Annotated in this window: 24 protein-coding genes; 20 read left to right on the forward strand and 4 right to left on the reverse strand. The window is 54.4% G+C overall.

Annotation, left to right across the window (positions count from 1 at the left end; translation table 11 throughout):
• The first annotated feature begins 98 nt into the window (after window positions 1-98).
• From IG617_RS03950 to IG617_RS03965, 4 genes are read left to right on the forward strand one after another with little or no spacing between them, the layout of a single operon-like run.
• Complete coding sequence (locus IG617_RS03950; RefSeq protein ID WP_192107572.1) at window positions 99-1,892, forward strand: hypothetical protein; 1,794 nt, start codon at window positions 99-101, stop codon at window positions 1,890-1,892.
• Window positions 1,892-2,161, forward strand: a complete 270-nt coding sequence (locus tag IG617_RS03955; protein ID WP_209008261.1) for a hypothetical protein — start codon at window positions 1,892-1,894, stop codon at window positions 2,159-2,161. Before IG617_RS03950 ends, IG617_RS03955 begins: the two co-directional genes overlap by 1 nt.
• Window positions 2,151-2,783: a DUF2460 domain-containing protein gene (locus tag IG617_RS03960; protein WP_192107576.1), complete on the forward strand. Its 633-nt coding sequence runs from the start codon at window positions 2,151-2,153 to the stop codon at window positions 2,781-2,783. The genes IG617_RS03955 and IG617_RS03960 overlap by 11 nt, the downstream gene beginning before the upstream one ends.
• Window positions 2,780-3,670 (forward strand): DUF2163 domain-containing protein, encoded by an 891-nt coding sequence (locus IG617_RS03965; protein ID WP_192107578.1) that lies wholly within the window; start codon window positions 2,780-2,782, stop codon window positions 3,668-3,670. Before IG617_RS03960 ends, IG617_RS03965 begins: the two co-directional genes overlap by 4 nt.
• A gap of 6 nt (window positions 3,671-3,676) precedes the next feature.
• On the opposite strand, the gene IG617_RS03970 is transcribed toward IG617_RS03965, so the two are convergent.
• Window positions 3,677-4,144 (reverse strand): thermonuclease family protein, encoded by a 468-nt coding sequence (locus IG617_RS03970; protein ID WP_192107580.1) that lies wholly within the window; start codon window positions 4,142-4,144, stop codon window positions 3,677-3,679.
• Window positions 4,145-4,205: 61 nt separating this feature from the next.
• Between IG617_RS03970 and IG617_RS03975 the strand changes: the two genes are divergently transcribed.
• The 6 genes from IG617_RS03975 (at window position 4,206) to IG617_RS04000 (ending at window position 12,118) form a co-directional block, all read left to right on the forward strand.
• Window positions 4,206-4,652 (forward strand): NlpC/P60 family protein, encoded by a 447-nt coding sequence (locus tag IG617_RS03975; RefSeq protein WP_338109937.1) that lies wholly within the window; start codon window positions 4,206-4,208, stop codon window positions 4,650-4,652.
• A gap of 108 nt (window positions 4,653-4,760) precedes the next feature.
• Complete coding sequence (locus IG617_RS03980; protein WP_192107584.1) at window positions 4,761-5,891, forward strand: pentapeptide repeat-containing protein; 1,131 nt, start codon at window positions 4,761-4,763, stop codon at window positions 5,889-5,891.
• A 100-nt stretch (window positions 5,892-5,991) separates the two neighbouring features.
• Window positions 5,992-6,381 (forward strand): hypothetical protein, encoded by a 390-nt coding sequence (locus IG617_RS03985; protein WP_192107585.1) that lies wholly within the window; start codon window positions 5,992-5,994, stop codon window positions 6,379-6,381.
• A 190-nt stretch (window positions 6,382-6,571) separates the two neighbouring features.
• Complete coding sequence (locus tag IG617_RS03990) at window positions 6,572-7,426, forward strand: hypothetical protein (protein WP_192107587.1); 855 nt, start codon at window positions 6,572-6,574, stop codon at window positions 7,424-7,426.
• Window positions 7,427-7,465: 39 nt separating this feature from the next.
• On the forward strand, window positions 7,466-11,401 hold the full coding sequence (locus tag IG617_RS03995) for a baseplate multidomain protein megatron (protein WP_192107589.1): 3,936 nt from the start codon (window positions 7,466-7,468) through the stop codon (window positions 11,399-11,401).
• 3 nt (window positions 11,402-11,404) lie between these two features.
• Window positions 11,405-12,118 carry a DUF2793 domain-containing protein gene (locus IG617_RS04000; protein WP_192107590.1) on the forward strand — a complete coding sequence of 238 codons (714 nt, stop codon included), beginning with the start codon at window positions 11,405-11,407 and terminating at the stop codon, window positions 12,116-12,118.
• Between the two features lie 17 nt (window positions 12,119-12,135).
• Here the strand turns inward: IG617_RS04000 and IG617_RS21430 are convergent, their stop codons facing one another.
• The gene (locus IG617_RS21430; RefSeq protein WP_209008262.1) at window positions 12,136-12,471 is read right to left on the reverse strand and encodes a hypothetical protein; all 336 of its coding nucleotides are present in this window, start codon (window positions 12,469-12,471) and stop codon (window positions 12,136-12,138) included.
• 144 nt (window positions 12,472-12,615) lie between these two features.
• On the opposite strand from IG617_RS21430, the gene IG617_RS04005 reads away from it, so the two are divergent.
• From IG617_RS04005 to IG617_RS21775, 6 genes are all read left to right on the forward strand, one after another.
• Window positions 12,616-13,380: an N-acetylmuramoyl-L-alanine amidase gene (locus tag IG617_RS04005; RefSeq protein WP_192107593.1), complete on the forward strand. Its 765-nt coding sequence runs from the start codon at window positions 12,616-12,618 to the stop codon at window positions 13,378-13,380.
• Entirely contained in the window at window positions 13,377-13,673 is a 297-nt protein-coding gene (locus tag IG617_RS04010; RefSeq protein ID WP_192107595.1) for a hypothetical protein, read from the forward strand. Before IG617_RS04005 ends, IG617_RS04010 begins: the two co-directional genes overlap by 4 nt.
• A 102-nt stretch (window positions 13,674-13,775) precedes the next feature.
• Window positions 13,776-14,045, forward strand: a complete 270-nt coding sequence (locus IG617_RS04015) for a hypothetical protein (protein ID WP_192107597.1) — start codon at window positions 13,776-13,778, stop codon at window positions 14,043-14,045.
• Window positions 14,046-14,158: 113 nt separating this feature from the next.
• Window positions 14,159-14,881, forward strand: coding sequence for a hypothetical protein (locus tag IG617_RS04020; protein WP_192107599.1), 723 nt, complete (start codon window positions 14,159-14,161; stop codon window positions 14,879-14,881).
• A 153-nt stretch (window positions 14,882-15,034) separates the two neighbouring features.
• Entirely contained in the window at window positions 15,035-15,571 is a 537-nt protein-coding gene (locus IG617_RS04025) for a hypothetical protein (protein ID WP_192107601.1), read from the forward strand.
• A gap of 345 nt (window positions 15,572-15,916) precedes the next feature.
• The gene (locus IG617_RS21775; protein ID WP_276529808.1) at window positions 15,917-16,051 is read left to right on the forward strand and encodes a hypothetical protein; all 135 of its coding nucleotides are present in this window, start codon (window positions 15,917-15,919) and stop codon (window positions 16,049-16,051) included.
• 103 nt (window positions 16,052-16,154) lie between these two features.
• On the opposite strand, the gene IG617_RS04030 is transcribed toward IG617_RS21775, so the two are convergent.
• Window positions 16,155-16,445 carry a hypothetical protein gene (locus tag IG617_RS04030; protein ID WP_192107603.1) on the reverse strand — a complete coding sequence of 97 codons (291 nt, stop codon included), beginning with the start codon at window positions 16,443-16,445 and terminating at the stop codon, window positions 16,155-16,157.
• Window positions 16,446-16,768: 323 nt separating this feature from the next.
• On the opposite strand from IG617_RS04030, the gene IG617_RS04035 reads away from it, so the two are divergent.
• The 3 genes from IG617_RS04035 to mgtE all read left to right on the forward strand — a co-directional run bounded on the left by IG617_RS04035 (window position 16,769) and on the right by mgtE (window position 20,197).
• Window positions 16,769-16,924, forward strand: coding sequence for a DUF6538 domain-containing protein (locus IG617_RS04035; RefSeq protein ID WP_192107605.1), 156 nt, complete (start codon window positions 16,769-16,771; stop codon window positions 16,922-16,924).
• A gap of 1,324 nt (window positions 16,925-18,248) precedes the next feature.
• On the forward strand, window positions 18,249-18,605 hold the full coding sequence (locus tag IG617_RS04040) for a hypothetical protein (protein WP_192107607.1): 357 nt from the start codon (window positions 18,249-18,251) through the stop codon (window positions 18,603-18,605).
• A 176-nt stretch (window positions 18,606-18,781) separates the two neighbouring features.
• Window positions 18,782-20,197 (forward strand): magnesium transporter, encoded by a 1,416-nt coding sequence (gene mgtE / locus IG617_RS04045; protein WP_192107609.1) that lies wholly within the window; start codon window positions 18,782-18,784, stop codon window positions 20,195-20,197.
• A gap of 33 nt (window positions 20,198-20,230) precedes the next feature.
• On the opposite strand, the gene IG617_RS21595 is transcribed toward mgtE, so the two are convergent.
• Window positions 20,231-20,893 (reverse strand): MarR family winged helix-turn-helix transcriptional regulator, encoded by a 663-nt coding sequence (locus IG617_RS21595; protein ID WP_254170436.1) that lies wholly within the window; start codon window positions 20,891-20,893, stop codon window positions 20,231-20,233.
• Between the two features lie 199 nt (window positions 20,894-21,092).
• Between IG617_RS21595 and IG617_RS04055 the strand changes: the two genes are divergently transcribed.
• Window positions 21,093-21,518 carry an organic hydroperoxide resistance protein gene (locus IG617_RS04055; protein WP_192107611.1) on the forward strand — a complete coding sequence of 142 codons (426 nt, stop codon included), beginning with the start codon at window positions 21,093-21,095 and terminating at the stop codon, window positions 21,516-21,518.
• Window positions 21,519-21,535 lie beyond the last annotated feature (17 nt).

Raw genomic sequence — 21,535 nt, forward strand, 5'->3', positions numbered from 1 at the left:
GATCGGCTCAACAAGCGGATTTCGGAAGTGGAGGACTGGCCGGAATCCGAAGTTCATGAATGGCACTGCTACCTTCAAATCGTTTCGGAGCAAGGCAAATGACGGTTCCAGCTCTTGTCTGGGCCGTGCGGGCGAAGGATGAAAGCCCGCATGTGTTCAAGAAACAGCGGCGCGAGATGGCGCAAACCGGCCAAGCGGCCAAGCAACTGAACACAGAATTGAAGAGCGCGGGCCGTGCCTTCGGATCTTTCAAGGCGTTCGGCGCGGGGCTTGGCGTCGGTGTCCTGTCGGCTGAATTGATCCAGCTTCCCAGCATTGTCAGGGGCGTTGTCAGTGAGGCGTCCACCCTGGCAAAGACTGCTGATTTGATTGGGGTCACAACATCGGAATTGCAGCAAATGCAATTCGGGTTCGAGTTGGCCGGTGTTGAAGCCTCCAAGACCGAAGAGTCATTGAAGCAATTCGGCAAGCGGCTGTCCGAAGCTGAAAGCAAGGGCGGCATGCTGGCAGATATTCTTGCGGCTAACGGCGTTGCGCTTCGTGACAATCAGGGCCGCATGCGCTCGGTCATGGCGCTTTTGCGAGACTACGCCGGATTGATCCAGCGCGCGGCGAGCGAACAGGAAAAAATGTCTCTTGCCAATGAAGCCTTTGGGCGTTCCGGCACAGCAATGGTGCTTGCGCTGCGCGACGGCGAAAGGGGCGTTCAAAAGCTTATGGGCACGGTTCGCGAGGCGGGCGGTGTTCTCGATGAAGAGCTGCTGCGCCGGGCCGAAGAGATCGACGACGAGTGGGCGATTTTCTGGCGCAATTTCGAGCTTCGCGGCAAATCGGCAATTCTGTCAGTCGCAGCCGGGTTCGACGCCCTCATGGCTGACAGCGATCAAGTCTTGTCGCTGAAGGACGTGCAAGGGGATCTGGTGGCACGGCGGAAAACACTGGTTCGCGAAATCGGGTTCTCGGAGACCTTGAACGAAACCGGCCGGGCGGCTGAACTGAAAAGCCAGCTGAACGCCCTGGACGCGCGCATTGTCGCTGTTCAGCAAGAACGCAAGCTGAAAGCGTCCGGTCTGACCTACGGGCCAAGCGGGCGCGGTGGTCCGCGCGGATCGAAGGTCACGGAACCAGCAACCGTCATTCCACCGGTGACAACCGGAAATGGCGGCGGGATCTCTTCAAGCCAGCGTGCGAGCGATTTTGAGCAGGTGCTTGACCAGCTTCGCCGTGAAAGCGAGCTGATCGGCTTGAACGCTCTTGAGCAACGCAAACTGACCTTATTGCGCCGCGCGGGCGTCGATGCGGCCAGTGAGCAGGGGCAGGCAATCGCTGCCCTGGTCGATCAAATGGACCGGGAAAGCCAAGCCCAACGGCAACTCAATGAAGTGACGTCCATGCTTGGCGGTATCGCCGATTCCGAGATTGGCCGTCTGTTGGACATGTTGGGTCTTGCCGACACTGCAGCCGGTCGGCTTGTCGCGACATTGTCCGAAGCCGCGTTGAAGGCGGTTTTGTTGGGGCAGGGGCCGCTTGCCGGTGCCTTGGGGACAAGCGGCGGCGGCTTTCTGCAAACCATCATCGGCGGGGCTTCTTCGGGTTTTGGGGGCGGTTTTGGCGGCGGTTCATCCATCGCCGGGGCCTTTGCTGGCATGTACGCGGGCGGCGGAACGCTTGGGGCGGGGCAATGGGGCATTGCCGGGGAAGGCGGGTTGCCCGAACCGGTGGTTGGTCCTGCAAGGATTATTTCCAACAAGGATGCCTTCGGCGGCGGCGGCACGGTCAACAACGTGCGGGTCACCATTCAGGCACAGGACGTTGAGAGTTTCCGGCGATCTGAAACGCAGATTGCCGGACGGATTTTGGACGCAGTGAAACGTGGCGAAAGGGGAAGATGATGCAAGAGCGAACGGAAATTGACCTACGGATTGAACAGGCACAGTTGATGGACAGCTTTTTTGAGCTTGCCGAAGCCGTGTTGGACGAACAGGAAGGCGACCTTGAAGGGCTGACCGAACTCAGGATGAAGGTTGAATGTCGGGCCGTTTCTGCCTTCTCAACCCAGGAATTCGGTGAACTGGTGCTGATCGTCAACGGCCATTTGGTTGACCTGTTCCTTGCCTGGAACAAAGCCCCTGTCCCGGATCGTGACGCAAATGCCGGGTGACTTCCATGACGTGCGGTTTCCGCCTCGCATTTCCCTGAAATGCCGGGGCGGGCCTGAGCGCAAAACCGTGGTTGTCTCCCTTGCCAGTGGCAAGGAACAGCGCAACAGCCAATGGGCGGATTCGCGGCGGCGCTATGATGCCGGGTATGGCGTCCGCACGGTCGATGATCTGCATGAAGTCCTGGACTTTTTCGAAGAGCGGCGCGGGCGCCTGATCGGGTTTCGCTGGAAGGACTGGAGCGACTTCAAATCGTGCGCGCCACTGGAAACACCCACGGCGGTTGACCAGACTTTGGGAGCGGGCGATGGCGCGCAAACCGACTTTCAGTTGATCAAGACCTATGGCGGTGCGTTCAACCCTTATCCGCGTGCCATCACCAAGCCCGTTGCCGGATCCGTCCTGATCGCGCTTGACGGCGTGGTGCAAGGAGGCGGTTTTGGCCTGGATGCGTCAACCGGGATTGTGTCCTTTGCGGCTGCGCCGGGGTTCGGCGTCACGATATCGGCCGGGTTTGAATTTGACGTTCCGGCGCGGTTTGACACGGACCGCCTTGATATCGAGCTGGACAATCACCGGCTTGGAACGGTGCCAGCAATCCCGGTTCTTGAGGTGTTGTCATGAGACAGTTTCAAAGCGGCTTTTCAGACCATCTTGCGCAGGGCGCGACGACGCTTTGTTGGTGCTGGAAGGTCACGCGCCAAGATGGCGTTCAAATGGGTTTCACCGACCATGACCGGCCTTTGTTCTTTGGGGGCGTTGCCTTCGAAGCGGCAACCGGATTTTCGGGAACCGAGATAGAAAGCAGCTTGGGCCTTGCCGTCGACAATATGGATGTTGAAGGGGCATTGTCGTCAGACGCCATCGCGGAAGCCGACATTGCGGCCGGGCTTTATGATGATGCCGAAATCATCCTTTTCCGTGTGAACTGGCAGGATGTTGCCAGCCGCGAAATCATTTCGCGGGGCAACATCGGCGAAGTGACACGCGGCGAAGTGACATTTCAGGCCGAGTTCCGGGGACTTGCGCACCGGCTCAATCAGACGATTGGCCGGACGTTTCAATTCGGGTGTGATGCTGTCTTGGGAGATGCCCGTTGCGGTGTCGATCTGGATACGGCGGCGAACAAGGGCGCGGGTGCGGTTCTGGCCGTTACTGAACGGGTGTTTCAGGCAAGCGGGTTGGACGGCTTCGCGCATGACCATTTTTCGCGCGGTTTGCTGACTTGGGAAACCGGGGCGAACGCTGGTCAGACAATCAAGGTCAAGACGCACAGGGCAAGTGACAGTTTGGTTGAATTGACCTTGTGGCGGGCACCTGTCGAGCCGATCCAGCCGGGCGATACATTCACCGTGCGCGCCGGGTGCCCGCATACGTTCGAGGCCTGCAAGGCGAAGTTCGCAAATGCCGACAACTTCCGGGGCTTTCCGCATATGCCGGGCAATGACTTTGTCCTGTCCTACGCCAAGCAAGACGAGCAAGAAAATGATGGCAGCGCGGCGGTAGGCTGATCTGTCCTACCAGATCCAGTTGCAATAGCTGGGGTATGTGCCTTTGAAAGGCGCGTCAGGATTTTCAGTGTAGGTCATGAGAATATCATAGCGGGCGCAGCGACCGCATAACCCCCGGTCGATGAGTACCTGTCCAAGATCCCTGCCGTTTTCAAGCGCGCAGCGGCCAACGCTTCGGTCATAGGTTTTTTCGCCATTGAGGTGGCAGGCGAGGGTTTCACCTCGCACCAGATTGCGGACGGCATTGGTCGCCTGGGTGCCGAGGGGCGTGCCGCGCTCATCGCAGGTCACGCCGGACAGGCGGATTGGCAGTCCGTCTACTTCGATGGTGTCGCCGTCGCGCACATGGTTGACCGGGCCGTTGTGGTGGATGGGCGCGACCAGAAGCCTGAGTTCAGGCCAGAGGCCATATCCGACCGTCAACGCCAGTAGGGCTGCGATTACAATAACCTTCTGGGTTTTGGGGTTTTGCAAGGGCGGCGGTCCTGCCTAGCTGATGAGTTGCAATCTCCGGGTGAATATTATGGCGATAATCGTGAAAAAAGCGCAATCTCTGCCGCGATCAGAAGTGGTTGAAATTGCCAAGAGCTGGATCGGCACGCCGTATCACCACCAAGCGTCGGTCAAGGGTGTGGGGTGTGATTGTCTCGGGCTCGTGCGTGGTGTCTGGCGTGAGCTTTATGGCGAAGAGCCGGAAAGCCCGCCGCCCTATTCGCCCGATTGGGGGCAGGTGGGGCGCACAGAAACACTGTTGGAAGCTGCCGCCCGGCACTTCAAGCCGGTGCCCCTGGACAATGTTGAACCGGGCGATGTGCTCTTGTTTCGAATGAAGCCCAAGGCGATTGCCAAGCACTGCGGAATCATCTCGCAAAACGACCGACTGATCCACGCTCAAGAGCGTGTCGGGGTGTGTGAAATCAAGTTATCTGACAGTTGGAAGCGGCTCACTGTGGCAGGCTTTTTATTCCGGCGCAATTTTTGATTGCAAAAGCTGTTGTCTGAATTCTAGGCCTCTGTTTTTCTAGGTGGCTAGGTGCTTTGCATTTTTGCGGAGGACAGGTGCAGGATTTTAGTTTCAAGGATTTGGTCAATGTCAATTTCCGAGAAAATTCGAAACAACAAATTTGTGAAGGTTCTGGCCGCACTGGAGCCTATTGGTGTTGCGGTCGGTCTGATTGGTTTGGGGATCGCCGGATATGCATTTTTTCAAGATCTGGAGAGCCGCAAAGAAGAACGCATTGCCCGCGCCTGGGATCTGCTTTCAATACAGATACCGGGCAACTCAGGAAAGTCGGATGCGCTGAGAATATTACATGGTTATGAGATCAATCTTTCGGATGTCGATCTTTCATGTGGGTTCCTTGGAGGGACGCTCCAAGACAAGGGGTACACGGTTTCCCATATCGCAATCACAGATGATCAATCTGAATTTGTTCGCAGTCCTTGTGTCGGCTCACCTCGTCTAAACAATTTAGAACTCGGAGAGATAGCACCCAGCTGGAGAAACCTTTGGAGCGGCCAGCAGCCCCTTATCGCGGAAAATATCAATCTAGAAGGAATTTCGGGAGAAGACTTAGATTTGTCGGGTGCGAGTATTGGCGGAGGGAATTTTAGCTATACCAACATCGTTGGTCTTGATCTCAATAACGCTATTGCTTTGGACTTGAGCGCTGAATACTCAAATCTAGACCATTCCGATTTTTCCTTTGCAGAATTGTCGGGTGCTGATTTTTCAAGAGCCGGGCTCAGTCATTCCAAGTTCGAAGGGGCGACGGCTGTCTGTGCGGATTTCGCGGGAGCAAATTTGGAGGCTGTGGATCTTCAATCAGTCGAAGATTTTGAAGGCTCGAGCTTGTTTATGGCTCGGCTTGAAAATTCAAAGATTAGCAATGATATCGCACTCGACAACGACCTTAGTTTTGCGAATGTCTCAGGGGCGCATTTTGCGGGAAATGTGGCTCCCAGAGAGAACCTCTTTGGACCGATGTGGGCGTGGTCCGATAACCCTCCCAAGCCTGCGGGCGTTGCCCAAAAAATGGGAGTCAGGTTGTGCGAGCCGTCGAAAGAGGATGTGCATGATGATCGAGAAACATATCTGTTGAGTTTTGGTACTTTCCGACCAATCAATTGGGAGCTTGTTCCGCAGCATTGCGGCTTGGCGCCAGAGTTTAATTCCGACGAGTATCTAGCTCTTGCCGCCCCGACTGTTTGCGTTGAATAGCCTTGAGTGGAGGTGTGAGGCAGGCGGCCTCGTGCGACTAGTCTGTTTGTGAACCATGATCTCGCAATTCGTGACACGGGGGCTCGCTCAAGGTTTCCGGATGGCCTTTGAATACGAACTCAATCCATTCTGGAAATTCTTGTTCTCTTTTTGTTCCGTCGCTATGTTGTCGCGAGAGAGTGCGAGGGGAACAATGGGACGAACGAACGAGCTGACACTCAATCAATCCTCGTTGATTGGTCACATGGTGATCGTGAAGTGCAATCTATGCCATCGTCAGGTGCATTACCTGGCGGCGGATCTGGCCGAACTTTTGGGGCCTCAAAGGCGCGTTTTTTCACTGCCGTTCAGGTGTGAAAAATGCCGGAAGAGCGACTATTTGCTGATTAGCGTACGCATCCCCGATAGCCGGGATTTTGGCAAGATCATTCTGCGCCGTCCAGCGGGCATCAAAAAGGTGCTGCTGTGGAAAGAAGAGCGGCTTCGATAGGCTGGCTTCAATGGGCTGTTTGCGCTTTTCAGTAAGGATGATGGCGGCTAAATCCACGCGCTGGAAGGAGCCGGTGTTTGCAAGGTGAGAATAACGATTTTTTGGCGGAGACGGCTGGTTGCAGCTTGGAAATTGAGGTGTAGATGGTAACGATAAGCAAGGTTTAGTTGCTGCGGCTAGTGGGGGTGCAATGCTGAAATATTTTGTTGGGATTGACTTTATCTGTCCATCATGCCGCAAAAAATCTCAAGCAGCCTTGAATGTTCCTGACCCCTATACAGGTGATGGTGCAGGTTTGGATGGTTTGGATCTTACTCTTTCGGACGACGTTGCATGTGAGCACTGCAATGAATCTTTTGAACTTAATGTTTTTTTGAATGGGGCGAGCTGTCAGGTCGAATTTCAAGATTTTACAAATAATATCATAGTGTCGTCTGATGTTTATCCTGAAAGTGATGATGAATTTCTCGACATTTCCCCCCCACAAGATCCGATGAAAATACTACTCCAAGAGGGGGGAGAGGCAATAGGCCTTCTTCGACATCCGATTTCTCAGTTTGGCGAAGCAACGATAAAAAGAATGATTTTCGCTCAGATTATATCGGCGATGGAAGTTTATCTGCAGGACAAAATAAAGATTTCAGTAAATAGTAGTTATATTGTTAGGTTTAATATTATTTCTAGAAATGATAAATTGAATTCTGAAAAATTTCCACTTAGATATTTGAGTTCGAAGGATTTTATTGATAATCAAATTATGAAATATTTAAATGGAATAATATTTCATAATATTCCAGTTGTTGAGAATGTTCTTAAATCTCTTAGTCATGAGGACTTCAACCCTCCGGCTCGTATAAAAGAGCGTTTATCAAAGGCTGTCAGTGTCAGGCATGATTGTGTCCACCGTGGTGGGTACGATAGATTAGGAAATAAAGTAACAGTTTCTGACGCATATATTAAAGATGTTTGGGGTGACGTGAGGAGTTACTGTTCCTATGTCGACAGTTATATAGACCGCGTTACTGATGAAATAATTCCTTTTTGAACTGTGTTTGTTCACGCCGAAAATTAAAGGCTCCCCATCATGGCTACGCTTCTTTTGGGCGCGGCCGCGTCGGCACTTGTCGGCGCGAGTGGCGCGAGCGGACTTGTTGCGTCCGCGATCACAAGTGCCGCCACCATTGGCGGTTCCCTGCTTGACAGCTTCCTGTTTGGCGGTGGCGGGTCTTCGCAGTCCGTCGAGGGGCAGCGGCTTGACAGTCTGCAAGTGCTGTCATCGACGGAAGGCGCGGCCATTCCGATCATCGCCGGTCATGCCCGCGTATCGGGTCAAGTCATTTGGGCAACCAAGCTGGATGAAGTGGTCACAACCACAACGCAGCAACAGGGCGGCAAAGGCGGGGGCGGTGCGTCCACGACCACAACAGACTACAGCTATTTTGCCAGTTTCGCGGTCGGTCTTTGCGAGGGGCCGATTTCCCAAGTTTTGCGGGTCTGGGCGGATGGGGATGAATTGGACCTGACCACTGTCCATGCGCGCATCTACAAGGGCACGGAAGCCCAAGAGCCGGACGCCCTGATTGAAGCCAAGCAAGGCACCGGCAATGCGCCTGCCTATCGCGGCACGGCCTATGTCGTTTTCGAGGATTTGCCGCTTGCCGCCTATGGCAACCGGATTCCGCAACTGACGTTCGAAGTCATTCGGGCTGTTGGCTATGAGGAAGAGCGTTTGACCGGCGTTTGTCTTTTGCCCGGTTCAACCGAATTTGGCTATTCACCTGCCTTGGTCAAGGATGTGGTGAGCGGCACGAATACGACCGACAACAACCGCCACACCAAGACCCATGACACGGACTGGAACCACTCGCTTGACCTTGTGGAAGCGGTCTTGCCGAGTGTGGAGGCGGTCGCCCTGGTGGTCGCGTGGTTCGGCGATGATCTGCGGTGCGGATCATGCCAGATCGCGCCGCGCGTTGAAGAGGGCACCAAGCAAACCACGCCGATCAGTTGGCAAGTTGCAGGCCTGTCGCGCGGAGTGGCGACGGTTGTCAGCCAAGTTGACGGCAAGCCAGCCTTTGGCGGATCGCCCAATGACGCCAGCGTCATTGCGGCCATTGCCGACTTGAAGGCGCGCGGGCTCAAGGTGTTTTTGTATCCCTTCATCATGATGGATGTTCCGGCCGGGAACGGCTTGCCCGATCCATACGGGGGCACGGAACAAGCGGTTTTCCCCTGGCGCGGGCGGATTACATGCCATCCCGCGCCGGGACAGCCCGGCACGGTCGATCAAACGGCGGCTGCGGAAACGCAAGCCGCCGTTTTCTTGGGAACAGCCAATGCGGCTGACTTCGGCGTGTCCGGCGGCGCGGTCATCTATTCGGGGCCGCCCGAATGGTCTTACCGCCGTTTCATCCTGCATTTGGCCAAGCTGGCGGATCTTGCGGGCGGTGTTGATGCCTTTGCCATTGGAACCGAAATGCCGGGACTGACCAGCGTTCGCGGAACCGGACATTCCTTTCCGTTCGTGGACGGCCTGATTGACTTGTTGGGGGAGGTGCGTGCCGTTGTCGGTAGTGTCACAAAGCTCGGATATGCGGCCGATTGGTCAGAATATCATTCCTACCGGCCTGCCGATGGCACCGGGGACGTCTGGTTTAATCTTGATCCGCTTTGGTCGCATGCTGAGTTGGATTTCATCGGCATCGACAACTATTTGCCGTTGTCCGATTGGCGGGATGGAACCGGCCATGCCGACCATTCCGCCGAATACCAGTCGATCTATGATCTGGATTATCTCAAATCCAACATCGAGGGCGGGGAATATTTCAACTGGTACTATGCCAGCGAAGCCGACCGTGACAGCCAAACCAGAACGGCAATCCATGACGGTGCCCACGGTGAAGATTGGGTGTTCCGGCAAAAGGACATTCGCAGCTGGTGGCAGAACACCCACCGGAACCGGCCGGGCGGTGTGCGCAATGCGAGCGCGACGGCGTGGACGGCTGAAAGCAAACCGATCTGGTTTACAGAGTTCGGCTGTCCGGCCATCGACAAGGGCACCAATCAGCCGAATGTCTTTTATGATCCGAAGTCGTCTGAAAGCTTTGTTCCGCACTATTCATCAACGGCGCGGGACGATCTGATTCAGCGTCGGTATCTGCGCGCTGTGATGGACTATTGGGCAGAGACAGGCGGCAACAATCCGGTTTCGGGCGCCTACGGTGGGGCCATGGTCGATACGTCCCGCATGTTCGCCTGGGCATGGGACGTGCGACCGTTTCCAAGCTTTCCGGTGGACGGTGACACCTGGGCCGATCACGCAAATTTCACGACCGGGCATTGGCTTTCTGGCCGTTTGGGCGGTGTGCCGGCTGACGGTCTTGCGCGGCTCATGTTGACGCGAAGTGGCCTTGTCGAGGGTGCCGACTTCGACACGGGCGGTTTTGACGGTGTGGCCGATGGCTACATCGTCGACAATGTGGCCAGCGCGCGCGGCGTTCTTGAGATGCTGGGGGCGGTGTTCTTCTTCGATGCGCTGGAATCGGGCGGCAAGATCGTCGCGCGGTCGCGCCGATCTCGTTTCCCGGTTCTGGATCTGGACGCCGGGGCATTGCTGGATCGCGGCAAGGACGCAGAGCCTGTCACCATCAAGCGGGCGCAACAGACCGAATTGCCGCGTGTGGTGCGCCTGACAGCCTATGACGTTGCACGGGACTTTGAGACCGTCACCGGGGAAGGGCTCCTGGAAGCGGTGACAAGTGACCGCGTGGTGGTGACGGACAGTCCCGTTGTCCTGGACTTCTCCCGCGTGCAGGGCATTGCCGAAAGTCTCTTGCAAGAGGCTTGGGCGGGCCGGGAAGGCTTCACCTTCGGTGTTGCGGAGGAGGCGCTTGCCCTTGAACCGGGCGACGTGGTGCGGCTGCAGTTCGGCGGGCGGTCCTATCTTGCCCGCTCGTCGAAGGTGACCGATGGCGGCTCTTCCGGTTCCGGGCGAAGCGTAAGCGCCAAGAGCTATGACGGACCGGTCTATGAGCCCTCAAGAGGCCTTGGCCGGGCGCGAAGCTTCGGGACGCAGAAACAGTCGGCAAGCGCCCTTGGCGTCTTTGTCGACGGTCCGTTGTTGCGGGATGGTGATTCAGCCTGGCAGGGGTATTTGACAGGCTACAAGCTGCCCTTCAATCCGGGCTTGGTGTTCCTGTCCAGTCCTTCGGACAGCGGTTTTGTCACACGGGCAAGCCTTGGTGTCGCCGGAACCATCGGGGAGGTGAAGACCGACCTTGCGCCGGGGCCGCTTTATCGTTGGGACAATGCCAATTCCGTTGAGGTGGAGCTTTACAGCGGAAGCCTTCAAAGCCTTTCCGATGACCTGGTTTTGGCAGGTGGAAACGCCTTGCTCGTGCAGTCGGCGTCCGGGGATTGGGAGCTGTTGCAGTTCGCCAATGCGGAATTGATCGGCACGCGGACCTATCGCCTGTCCCGGCTGCTGCGAGGGCAGCGGGGCAGCGAAAGCGCCATGGGTGCGGCGGCGGGTAGCCGTGTGGTGGTGCCGACGGGCGGCATGGTGCAAAGCGGCCTGGAACGCGGGCAGATCGGCTTGCCGCTCAATTGGCAAGTCGGGCCTGCGGACGGTGTTGTTGGCGGGGAAGACTTCGCCGCCTACAGCGTCACCATGACCGGCCGGGGCGAACGCCCGTTGTCGCCGGTTCATCTGAAATCAACTGCCACCGTTGGCGGCGATGTTGTGCTGTCGTGGGTCCGGCGCACGCGGATCGGCGGCGACACATGGGAAGCGCCGGACGTGCCCCTTGGGGAAGACGCCGAATTATACGCCGTTGAAATCTGGCAGGGCGGCGATCTGAAACGGACGCTGGACGCATCGAGCCAAAGCGTCACCTACACGGCCGCCGATCAGTTGGTTGACCTTGGCAGCGTGGGGGAAGGCTTCACCTTCTTTGTCTTTCAGATGTCTGCAACCTATGGCCGGGGCGTTGGTGCGTCGGCTTTGATTGAAGGAAACTAATCCATGACAACGCCACTTTTGGGCTTGCCGGAAATCGCGGCAAGCCAAAGTCAGAAACACGTCACCCACAATGAGGCGCTTGGGGTGCTGGACGCCCTTGTCCAACTGTCAGTGCTAAGCCAGAGCCAGCCAAGCGCGCCGGGAAGCCCGGCCGATGGTGACCGCTACATTGTGCCGACCGAGGCGACTGGCGACTTTGCGGGGCAGGACGGGGCCATTGCCAGCCACAGGGAGGGCACCTGGTCCTTCTTCGCGCCGCAAGCCGGTTGGCGGGCCTATGTGGCAGACGAGGGCGGGTGTGCGGTGTTCAATGGCACTTCCTGGACCGGGCCGGGTGTTGTCACCCTGGCATCCACGCTGAACGGCGCAGAAAGCCGCATCGTGACCGTTGAAGAGGAACTGATCTTGAGCGGCGCGAGTGTCGCAAGTTCCGTGGTTATTCCCGACCGGGCGATTGTCTTTTGCGTGTCCACGCGGACCACGGAAGAGGTCACGGGAGTTTGGAATTATCATTGCGGGATCGCCGGGGAAGCCGAAAAATTCGGGGGCTTTCTTGGCATAGCGGCCGGGTCGACCAACGCCGGGGTGATCGGGCCGCAAGCCTTCTATGCGGATACGCCTGTTGTTCTCACGGCCAATGGTGACACCGGCGCTTTTACGGGCGGCAAGGTGCGGGTAGCGCTGCACTACTTGTTGCCGATTGCGCCGGAAAATTAGTCTGCCGTCTATACTGTTTACTTATCATCTAAATTGATGAAGTAAGGCATAGTCCATAAAATCGCTACGTAAACCGCGAACATTATCGAAATAAATGCAACGTGATTAAAGCTAAATGGCATCAGGGAATTAATTTCTTGAAGGTCTAAAGTGCTTTGTTCTTGGCTGTGAGTAAGGGCCAATCGTGCGCCGTAGTTTGCGGCATAACTGAATATTCCGGCCACAAATACTACCATAGTAGACAGTGCCATTAGTACCTTTGCTATGCGCCCAAAATCCTCATGGTGTTGGTATGCGAGCCAAGCAAGTCCGGTGCAAATTGGTATCGTAACACTCCCAAAAATTACTTCCATGTTTTTCGCCTCTCAAGTTCAAGCATTGGATTGTTCTTAACCGCATCTGTTTGATTTTATCCAGTGCCAACGAACTTTTCCCCATAACTCAAGATTACGAGGCCGCTCGAGCGGCTTTTTTTGTGCCTGAAAGGAACCGTAACTATGCGGAAGATAGATACAATTGTCATTCACTGTTCGGCGACACCGGACGGTCGGCCGGTGTCCGTGGCGACCATTCGCAAATGGCATATGGACAGGGGGTGGAATGATATCGGCTATCATTTCGTCGTCGGTCTGCAGGGTGAAATTTGGCCTGGACGCCCGGTCGAGGCCAAGGGCGCGCATGTGCGCGGGCACAATTCGCACACCATCGGCATTTGCTATGTTGGCGGCGTGACCAATGACGGCAAGCTCTCGCCAAAGGACACCCGGACGCCACAACAGAAGGCGGCGCTCGATGCCCTCATTCGCGGGCTTCTGGTAGACTTCCCGGCCATCACCACCATCTGCGGACACCGGGATTTTCCGGGTGTTCGCAAGGCGTGTCCCTGTTTCGATGCTGTTCCCGAATATGATCACCTTCTGATGGGTGATCCCGTTCCGGTTGCCCGTGTAGTGCTTCCGGTGGCAGTGCACGAAGAGCCGGACACCAAGATTGAACCGGCATTTCAGAGCGAAAAGATTTGTGACGGTGTGGCCGTGGTTCCCGGTGCGATTGATCGCCCGGCAATCAAGACGGTCGGCTTTTGGGAGCGCATCGGAACAGTGTTTTTCGGTGGCGGTGGCATGATTGGGGCAAGCCTGTTTTCTGACTGGCGCGTGGTCGCAATCTCGGGAGGCGTTGTGATCGGCTTGGCGCTGCTTGGGCTTGTCTTCCATGGCCGTCTGATCTTGGCGGTAAAGTCGCTCAAGGCGGAACTGCAATGATCGGGGTTGTTATTTCGTTCTTCATCCAAAGCAAAACAGGCCGCTTTTTAGCGGCCTTTTTGTTGGCTGTCGCTGTGATTGCATCCGTTTACGCGCTTGGGCAAGGCCATGCGCTGATCAAGGACCGGGCGAAAGACCTTGAAGCCAGCCTGGAAGCAGAACAGGAAAGGAAAAGCGACGATGCGGCTCTGCAACGCCTTTCGGATTATCGCTTGTGTCTTGAGTATTTCAGCGCTCGGAGCCTGTCAGAGCGCGAAGAGTGCGAAGCCTTGCGCCGGGTTCACGCCGAATAACATAAGTCCGGCCGGATTCCTGGCGCTTGTGGCTGTCGATCGGGGCGGCGCGGAGCGGGTTGCGGGGAACGATCGGAACGGCGAACGCCGGGGGTGCTGGTGATGGATGGGGCCATTACGTGGGCACAGGTCATGACGCTTCTGGCGATTGCAGTGGTGTTGTGCGGGGCTTGGTGGTTTCTCTTCGCTGCCATCTTGTCGGTGCGCGCTGACTTGAATGACTTCCGGCTGAAAGTGGCAGAAGACTACGCAAGCCGCGAACACCTGAAGGAAGTTGAAACCCGGCTGGTGCTGGCAATCAACAAGCTATCGGATAAGTTTGAAAATCTGACTGAAAAGATCGTTGCGGCGATCCACACTGATCACAATTGAAAACGCGCGCCTTGGGAAACCTGGGCGCGCTTTTTTTGTGTCTTGTGTCAGGATCAAATATTGTTTTTGGTTGAATGAAACATTGAACGTTATCCGAAAAGCGAAACCGGTCCATGTCAGACGAGATGTACATTCAATTGACGGATGCAGTAACAAAATATCATGTAGATGCAAGTGAATTGATCCGTCTGATCGAACAAAAAGAAATAGCCTACTTTAAAAAGGAAACTGAGACCGGATTTCAGTATTTCATTCGATTGCAAGATGTCAGAAAGAAATTCCCTGAGAAGGTTCCGGGGAATACTGAGCAGGCGAAGAGGATACTTTCTGAAACCGGAAAGATAATAGCAGGCGCGGCCGCAGGATGGGCGGCAAGTGAAATTAGCAAAATAGAGCCTGACAAAAATACCTTAAGCCATTTTGAGCGTGAGCGTTGGTCAAGAGAATTTGTTTTATACTACAAATTTTGTTTAGGGCTTCGATATAATTTTCCAAACGTTATTTCTAATGCCTTATATTTGGATGATTTGGAGTCTCTAAGTATTGTGGGGTTACGTAATAGCGCACTAATTCAGCATAGCAGTTTAGGAACATACTATAGCGGCTTGCCGTCCTTAGTTGAGCTTGCGGAACAAGATTTTTTTTACGGAATTAAAAACAACGAATTGTTTTTCTATGTCTATTTTGCAGAAAAATTCTATTATTTGAAAGACGATATTGGGGTATCCGCGCCTTTAGACTATTTGTATGCATATGCAATTGTATCTGCAGTTCGATTGCAATTGTTAAAGCGTGGTCAGAGAGATCCTATCGAGAAAATCGCTAGTAAAAGGTAAGTCAAATAGTCCCGCTCGCCTTGGGATAAACGGGCCGGGCTTCAAAGCCGACATTGCCGCAGCGCTCGCATGTGAGCCTGTAGAATCTGTAAAGGCGGCGTATAGTTTCGGTTAAACAAGGGCGCAGAGTCATTAACGCAGAAATTTTAAATAATGGAATTAGTTCTGATATTTGATTTATTGGTTCAAATTGCTCCTGTGGTGACCAGTGCTGCGGCGGTGATGGTGGCGGCGACGGTTTATCGGTACAACCGGTATAAAGACAAGGAGTCGATTGTAAGCAGGTCTTGGAATGAGCAGCTTGCGATTAATCAGGCGTGCATTGAATATCCAGAATTAGCAATGACTGCTGAACGCCTTATTTCTGGTCAATTAGATAAAAATGACGTAGAGGGGATACATAGGGCGCTATACTTGGTTTTCATATATCTAAATAAAGTATATATTATGTATTCGTCGTTTAATTCTGGCATAATTAGCCGAGATGAATTAAATGTGGAGTCCGATGCTACTTTAAATTTACTGAAGCAAGATTTAAAAATCACCAAATATGCATTAGGTCGTGGCTATAGTGACTTGTTTCAAGGCTATTGTTTGGAGCGAATGGAATTTCTTCTCATTGAGAACAAAGAAATGCAAGCGTTTGGCGAATTCATTTCGGGTTTACCGTCAGATAACAATGACAATTAGACCGATTGGAAAGCTGTGAGAAAGGCATTTGGTTGGTAGTTTTAGACTACTCAACTATCAACGTCGCAACAAAAGTATTTGCAAATTTTCAGCGTAATTTCGTAAAGGGGATTTATGCGGTCTACGGGGCAGTTGTTAGCGTGGAATTTGGCCGTTGTTTTTCAGTTCTTCAGCTAGGTTCAGAAAGGACCGGTATAGAAATCTGTTTCTATTGATGGCGGTTCCTGACGGGGATTTTCAAATCGTTCCATTTGCCTTCGGGTATACGGGTCGGGCTTCAAAACCGACGTGTCCGCATCGTTCACACGTTAACCGATACAGCTTTCCGAGATCCGGAATCGCTTCATGATCCTTGAAACGGGCCGGGTCGATTATCTCTTGAGCACTGCAATAGGGTTGAATGCAATGCACCTCGATCTTGTGTCCGGCCTTGCGCAAGTTCCCGACAGTGACCGGCGCGGACCGTTCTTTGTGTGTTAAAATTCCATGGGGCATTAGATCGGCAGCGCGAATTTCATTTCAAGCGCTGATGCCAGGGCCGCACCATCAAATCTCTTGTAGTACCGAATTGTTCAATCGGCCTTCAAAAGCAGGACTTGCCGCCTAACCCTTCATAGGTTCGGCAGGTCGATATGTATTTGAGGGAATAGTCCGGCTTGATTTCAATGACGTGCCGACCGCCATTCGAGCAGGCCGCTGCAACAACAGCAGAGCCTGACGACCGCTGACCTATGGGGTTGATGTTCGTCACCCTGGGGCAGTCTTTGCCTTTGGCGTTGATCACACCTTGAAACAGAACCTCGACGGGCTGCGCCTTGGCGGCGAACGGAAACAGGACGAGACTAAGCGCCGCCGCGATCAAGAGTTTGCTCATTACAAGGTTCCTCTCAACAATCCGTCCCATACGGTTCCCAATGAGGAGGGTGATTATAGTTTAAGGAGAAAATATATTGATATGCAACTTTGAAGAGCGCCCTACATAACGCCCTACAAATCGCCCTACATTTTCGGGCAACGGAAAATTAAGTAGCTGAAATTATTATGTTAATTATCGGATGCGGCGCGTCTCGACCGCACCATTTGCTGACTTGGCAAGTGGTTGAATTCTAAAGAGAACCGGCCTAGTGCCGGTTTTTTTATTTACTAAATCGCGTTTTTTACCCCAATTCTTACCCCACATACGTGTGAGGGAGGGGTATGCGTGATCGTGATCGGTTCCTGAAGTGCCATATTTCCGGCACCTGGTATTACCGGCGACGGGTTCCATCTTTGGACACACGGTCATCCATTGAAATCTCTCTGAAAACGAAGTCTCTCGAGATGGCCCGGATCCGCCAGGATGCCATGGAATAGGCGGACAAGTTTCATTGGTCGTCTTTTGGGGCAGTAAGATGAGCAGTTGCCGACTTGTAATTGCCGGAGAGCTGAAAACTTCGGTGACTATCTAGGAATAGAAACAGGATCGACAAATGGCGAAATTATTGGGCCGTAAGCCCTTTATGTCCGTGCGTTGTCTGTGATTAAGGAGATGAATGACTGCTTTTGAGGCGGCGGAGTACTTTCCGTGATGGGAAATGATTTAGTATGTCGTTTTTTCTGGATAATTACATTCGCGAGCGAAAACCTGAGAGATCGACGGCTGGTCGCGCGCTACTCATAAGATATTCATAAATCAGAGGTCTTTCTCTTCAACTTCTTTTCGTGTTCTTCTCTGATGTCTGATGTCAATAAAGTACTTTATCAGCATGAGGGTTATAATTGCTGCTGAATTCAATGAAAAATATATGCTAAAATCCATACTTATTGAATGATATAAAATAAATATGTTTCCAGCTATTGGAATAAAGTTAAATATATAGAGGGTTTTTTGCAAAGAATTGCGTGTTGGTTTTGTACTTGTTCGGAATGAAAGAGGGAGGTTGTTTCTTATCTCTATCAACTGCCTAATTTCATTCTGTGCATATGCAAGATCAATCAATTTGAATATAGAAGTTTCATACGCAAGTATAACATAGCTTTGACTTCTTATAGCTGTTGTTAGGTGCGAATTTATTAAATGAAGTATTATGAAGTAAAATATAAATATAATTGCGATTGATTTATTATTGTCTATATTGTTGAGTGTCGTTGCTAAGAAACCGATCGACGCTAGATTAATTGTAATTAGGAAATTTATGTACGTGAGCCGAATTGTTTCTAAGTGTCTGTAATGCGTGGCAGCTTCCTTCGCTTCAATAGCGGCGTCACTGTCGCTAAATTTTTGTGAAATCATTCCCGCGTCCTCAAAGCACTTTAACCTTACTGAAAATGTATCTCGTTTGTTTGAACTAAAATTACGAGCCCGCAGCAAGTGAGTATTTTATGTTTGCGGCAAGAAAAGAGGTGGCCATGCGAGGTGCCTTGGGGGTTATTCGGCCAAACCTGTCCATCTTTGAAAATGGTTTCGTTCACCAGTCGCATAAGACGGGCCCCGGAGAGCGGTCCAAATACGGCTTCGCCAAGCTCAAGTTGGGTCAGTGGTATTCTTATGAGGTTCAGAAATGTGTCCGTGGACTGGTTATATTTCTTGATCACTAAGATTCATCTTCTCTCGCCCGTAGCTTAGTTAAATGCTGCGCTAACACGGCAGAAAGCGGCAAATTGCTCTTTCCGACTTGCTTCAGGAGCAAACCTCGTCATGTCCAGCCATCTGAGAGCCTCAGTGCTGTCTCTCGCGCTTGGTCTCGGGTTTTGCCTGATGGGGGCGGTGCCGGCTGCTGAGGCTGAGACCAGGGGACTGACGCCTGCGCTGGTGGAGGCGATGAAGGTCCCGCCGCAGAACCTGGCCAGCCTTTCTTGCCGCCGGCTCTGGTATCTCGAGCACAAGGTTCTGGCGGCCGGGCGGGTCTGTCTGAGCACGGACCGGGCCCGCCGGGCCTTTGGCAAGGCGTTGCCCTGTATCTCCGATGAGGAGCGTATCCTGCCGGAACGGGTCAGGGACTATCTCACCGGGATCCGCCGTGCGCAGCGGGTGAAATCCTGCCCTGTTGATTGACGCCGGCAGGCTTTGACGTCGGTACAATCTTTCTGCGTGCGGTGCCCTCAAGATTGTGGACGGCACATCAGATCCTTGTGGCAAATGATTTCGCGCAGCGTTACTTGTGAGGGCAGGGCAACCGCGCCCTCTTTGTGTGAGTTTCATCCGCGAAATCGCGGAGAAAGAGGGGCTTCATGGCGAACATCGACCTGCAGGACGATCTGACCGCAGATGCCCCCGTCCTTTCCGTGCGCGACGAGGAAGGCCACCTCAATCACGCCTTTATCCAGGCGGTTGAGGCGACTATCGATGCTGAGGATGCGATCGGGCTCTTGAAGCTCGCGGGCAAGCTCCATGAGGCCGATACAGGTGATCTGATCGAGAGCCTCGGGGAGGCTGATCGGGCCCGGTTCGTGCGCCTGCTCGGCGATGACTTCGACTACACCGCCCTGACCGAAACCGACGAGGCGGTCCGTCTCAAGCTGCTTGAAACGCTGCCGAACGAGGACATTGCCGAAGGTCTTGGCGACCTCGATTCCGATGATGCCGTCTACATCCTCGAGGACATGGATGCAGAGGATCAGGCGGAGATCCTTGGCGAACTGCCCTATGCGGACCGCGCGCAGCTTCAAAGGGCTCTGGATTATCCCGAATCCAGTGCCGGCCGGCGCATGCAGACGGAATTCATCGCTGTCGCGCCGTTCTGGACCGTCGGGCAAACGATCGACTACATGCGCGAAGCGCGCGATCTGCCGGACAGTTTCTACGAGATCTACGTCGTCGATCCGACGTTCCGGCTTCTGGGGGCGGTCGCACTGGACAAGGTCCTGCGCACCACCCGGGACGAGAAGGTGACCTCGATCATGACGGAGACCCGTCATGCGGTGCTGGCGACCGAGGATCAGGAGGAAGTCGCCCGCCGGTTTGAGCGCTACAACCTCGTTTCCTCGGCGGTCGTCGATGAAAACGAGCGGCTGGTCGGGATCCTGACCGTCGATGACATCGTCGACGTGATCCAGGAAGAGGCGGAAGAAGATCTGCGTGCCCTGGCCGGGGTGGGCGATGAAGAGATTTCCGACAGCGTGCTGACCATTGCGCGCTCGCGGCTGACTTGGCTGGTTGTCAATCTCGGCACCGCGGTTCTGGCGTCCATCATCATCGCGCTGTTCGAAGACACCATCGAGGCGATGGTGGCACTGGCTGTACTGATGCCGATCGTGGCGTCCATGGGCGGAAACGCCGGCACGCAGACCATGACTGTCGCCGTGCGCGGTATCGCGACCCAGGAGCTGGGTGCGCGCAACATGTTGCGGGTTCTGCGCCGCGAGGTTCTCGTGGGCTTCCTCAATGGTCTGGCGCTGGCGGTCCTGATCGGCCTGACCGCCTGGGCGTGGTTTCAAAGTCCGGGTCTTGGCATCGTGATCGCCGGTTCGATCATCATCAACATGCTGTTTGCCGGCCTGTCGGGCCTGCTGATTCCGATTGCCCTCGACAAGGTCAATGTTGATCCGGCGATCGCCTCAAGCGTCTTTGTGACCACTGTCACCGATGTTGTCGGCTTCTTCGCCTTCCTGGGGATTGCCGCCCTCTGGTTCGGCCTGCCGTTTTAGGCAGCTTTCGAAGGCCGGCCAATTCGGCGCGTCTCATTGATCCGTTTCGGCCGCTTTCAGCAGGTTGTCGCGCAGGAGCATGATCTTGCCCTGCAGGTCGATGACGTCCTCGACGGACATGCCGGTGGCGGCGAGAATACAGGCTGAAAGGCTGCCCGTCTTCTTTTTCAGGGCCCGGCCCTTGCGGGTCAGAGCGATGCGCACCTGGCGCTCGTCTTTTTTGTCACGCGTGCGGGTCAGCAGCTCCATCGCCTCCAGGCGTTTCAGCAGCGGCGTCATCGTGTTGGATTCCAGCTGCAGCCGGTCGCCCAGCTCCCCGACAAGGATCTTGTCTTTCTGCCAGAGCACGACCATGGCGAGATACTGCGGGTAAGTGAGGCCAAGCTCCTGAAGGTGGGGCTTGTAGACCCGCGTCATGGCGTGATTGGCGGAATAAAGCGAAAAGCACAGAAATTGCTCGAGGAGCAGGTCGCCCGGTTCCGGGACCGTTACTGTCTCACTGACGTCTGCCCGCGCCTCTACCTCTACGGCTTTTTCTGTTGCGACGCTTGTGTCCGCCGATTGGTCTTCTGGAACGGTTGTGCCCTCCGGTGCGTTGGTTTCCACCGGTTTGGCCTTGGCCTTTTTCTTGGCTTTCTGGGTTTTCTTGGGCTCGGGCACCGGATCCAGGTCAAACGGGAACATCGTTTGTGTCATGGCAGTCTTGCTTTCACTTACGCAACTCTACAAGCGAGCGAAGATAATTCGTGCGCGATCTTATCGCAAGATGTTGAAATTAAATCGCGCACGATATATATTTCCAAATATTAGATCGTGCGCGATTTAATGTGATCAATTCATTGGGGCCGCGGATGGATCAGTCTCCCTCCAGCAGGCCAGACGAAGGAAAACGAAGATGGGTGTTCAAGTCGCTTACACAACAAAAGCCAAGGCAACCGGTGGCCGTGACGGTGTCGCGGAAACCCTCGACGGATCTCTGAAGCTGAAGCTTGCCACGCCGAAGGAGCTCGGCGGCGCGGGCGGTGAGGGCAACAATCCGGAGCAGCTGTTTGCTGCGGGCTATGCCGCCTGTTTCATCGGTGCATTGAAATTTGTCGCCGCCCAGGACAAGAAGACCATTCCGGCCGAGACGAGCATCACGTCGGAAGTCGGCATAGGTCCGCGTTCCGAAGGCGGGTTTGGCCTGGAGGTTGCGCTCGAAGTGTCGATCCCGGGACTGGAGGCACACGAAGCTGAGGCTCTTGTTGCCAAGGCCCACGAGGTCTGTCCCTATTCCAACGCCACACGCAACAACATCGACGTGAAGCTCTCGATCGCCTGATCAGGGTTTTGCAGCGC

Origin of the sequence: Roseibium polysiphoniae (assembly GCF_014842925.1) — a bacterium.
GTDB lineage: Bacteria > Pseudomonadota > Alphaproteobacteria > Rhizobiales > Stappiaceae > Roseibium > Roseibium polysiphoniae.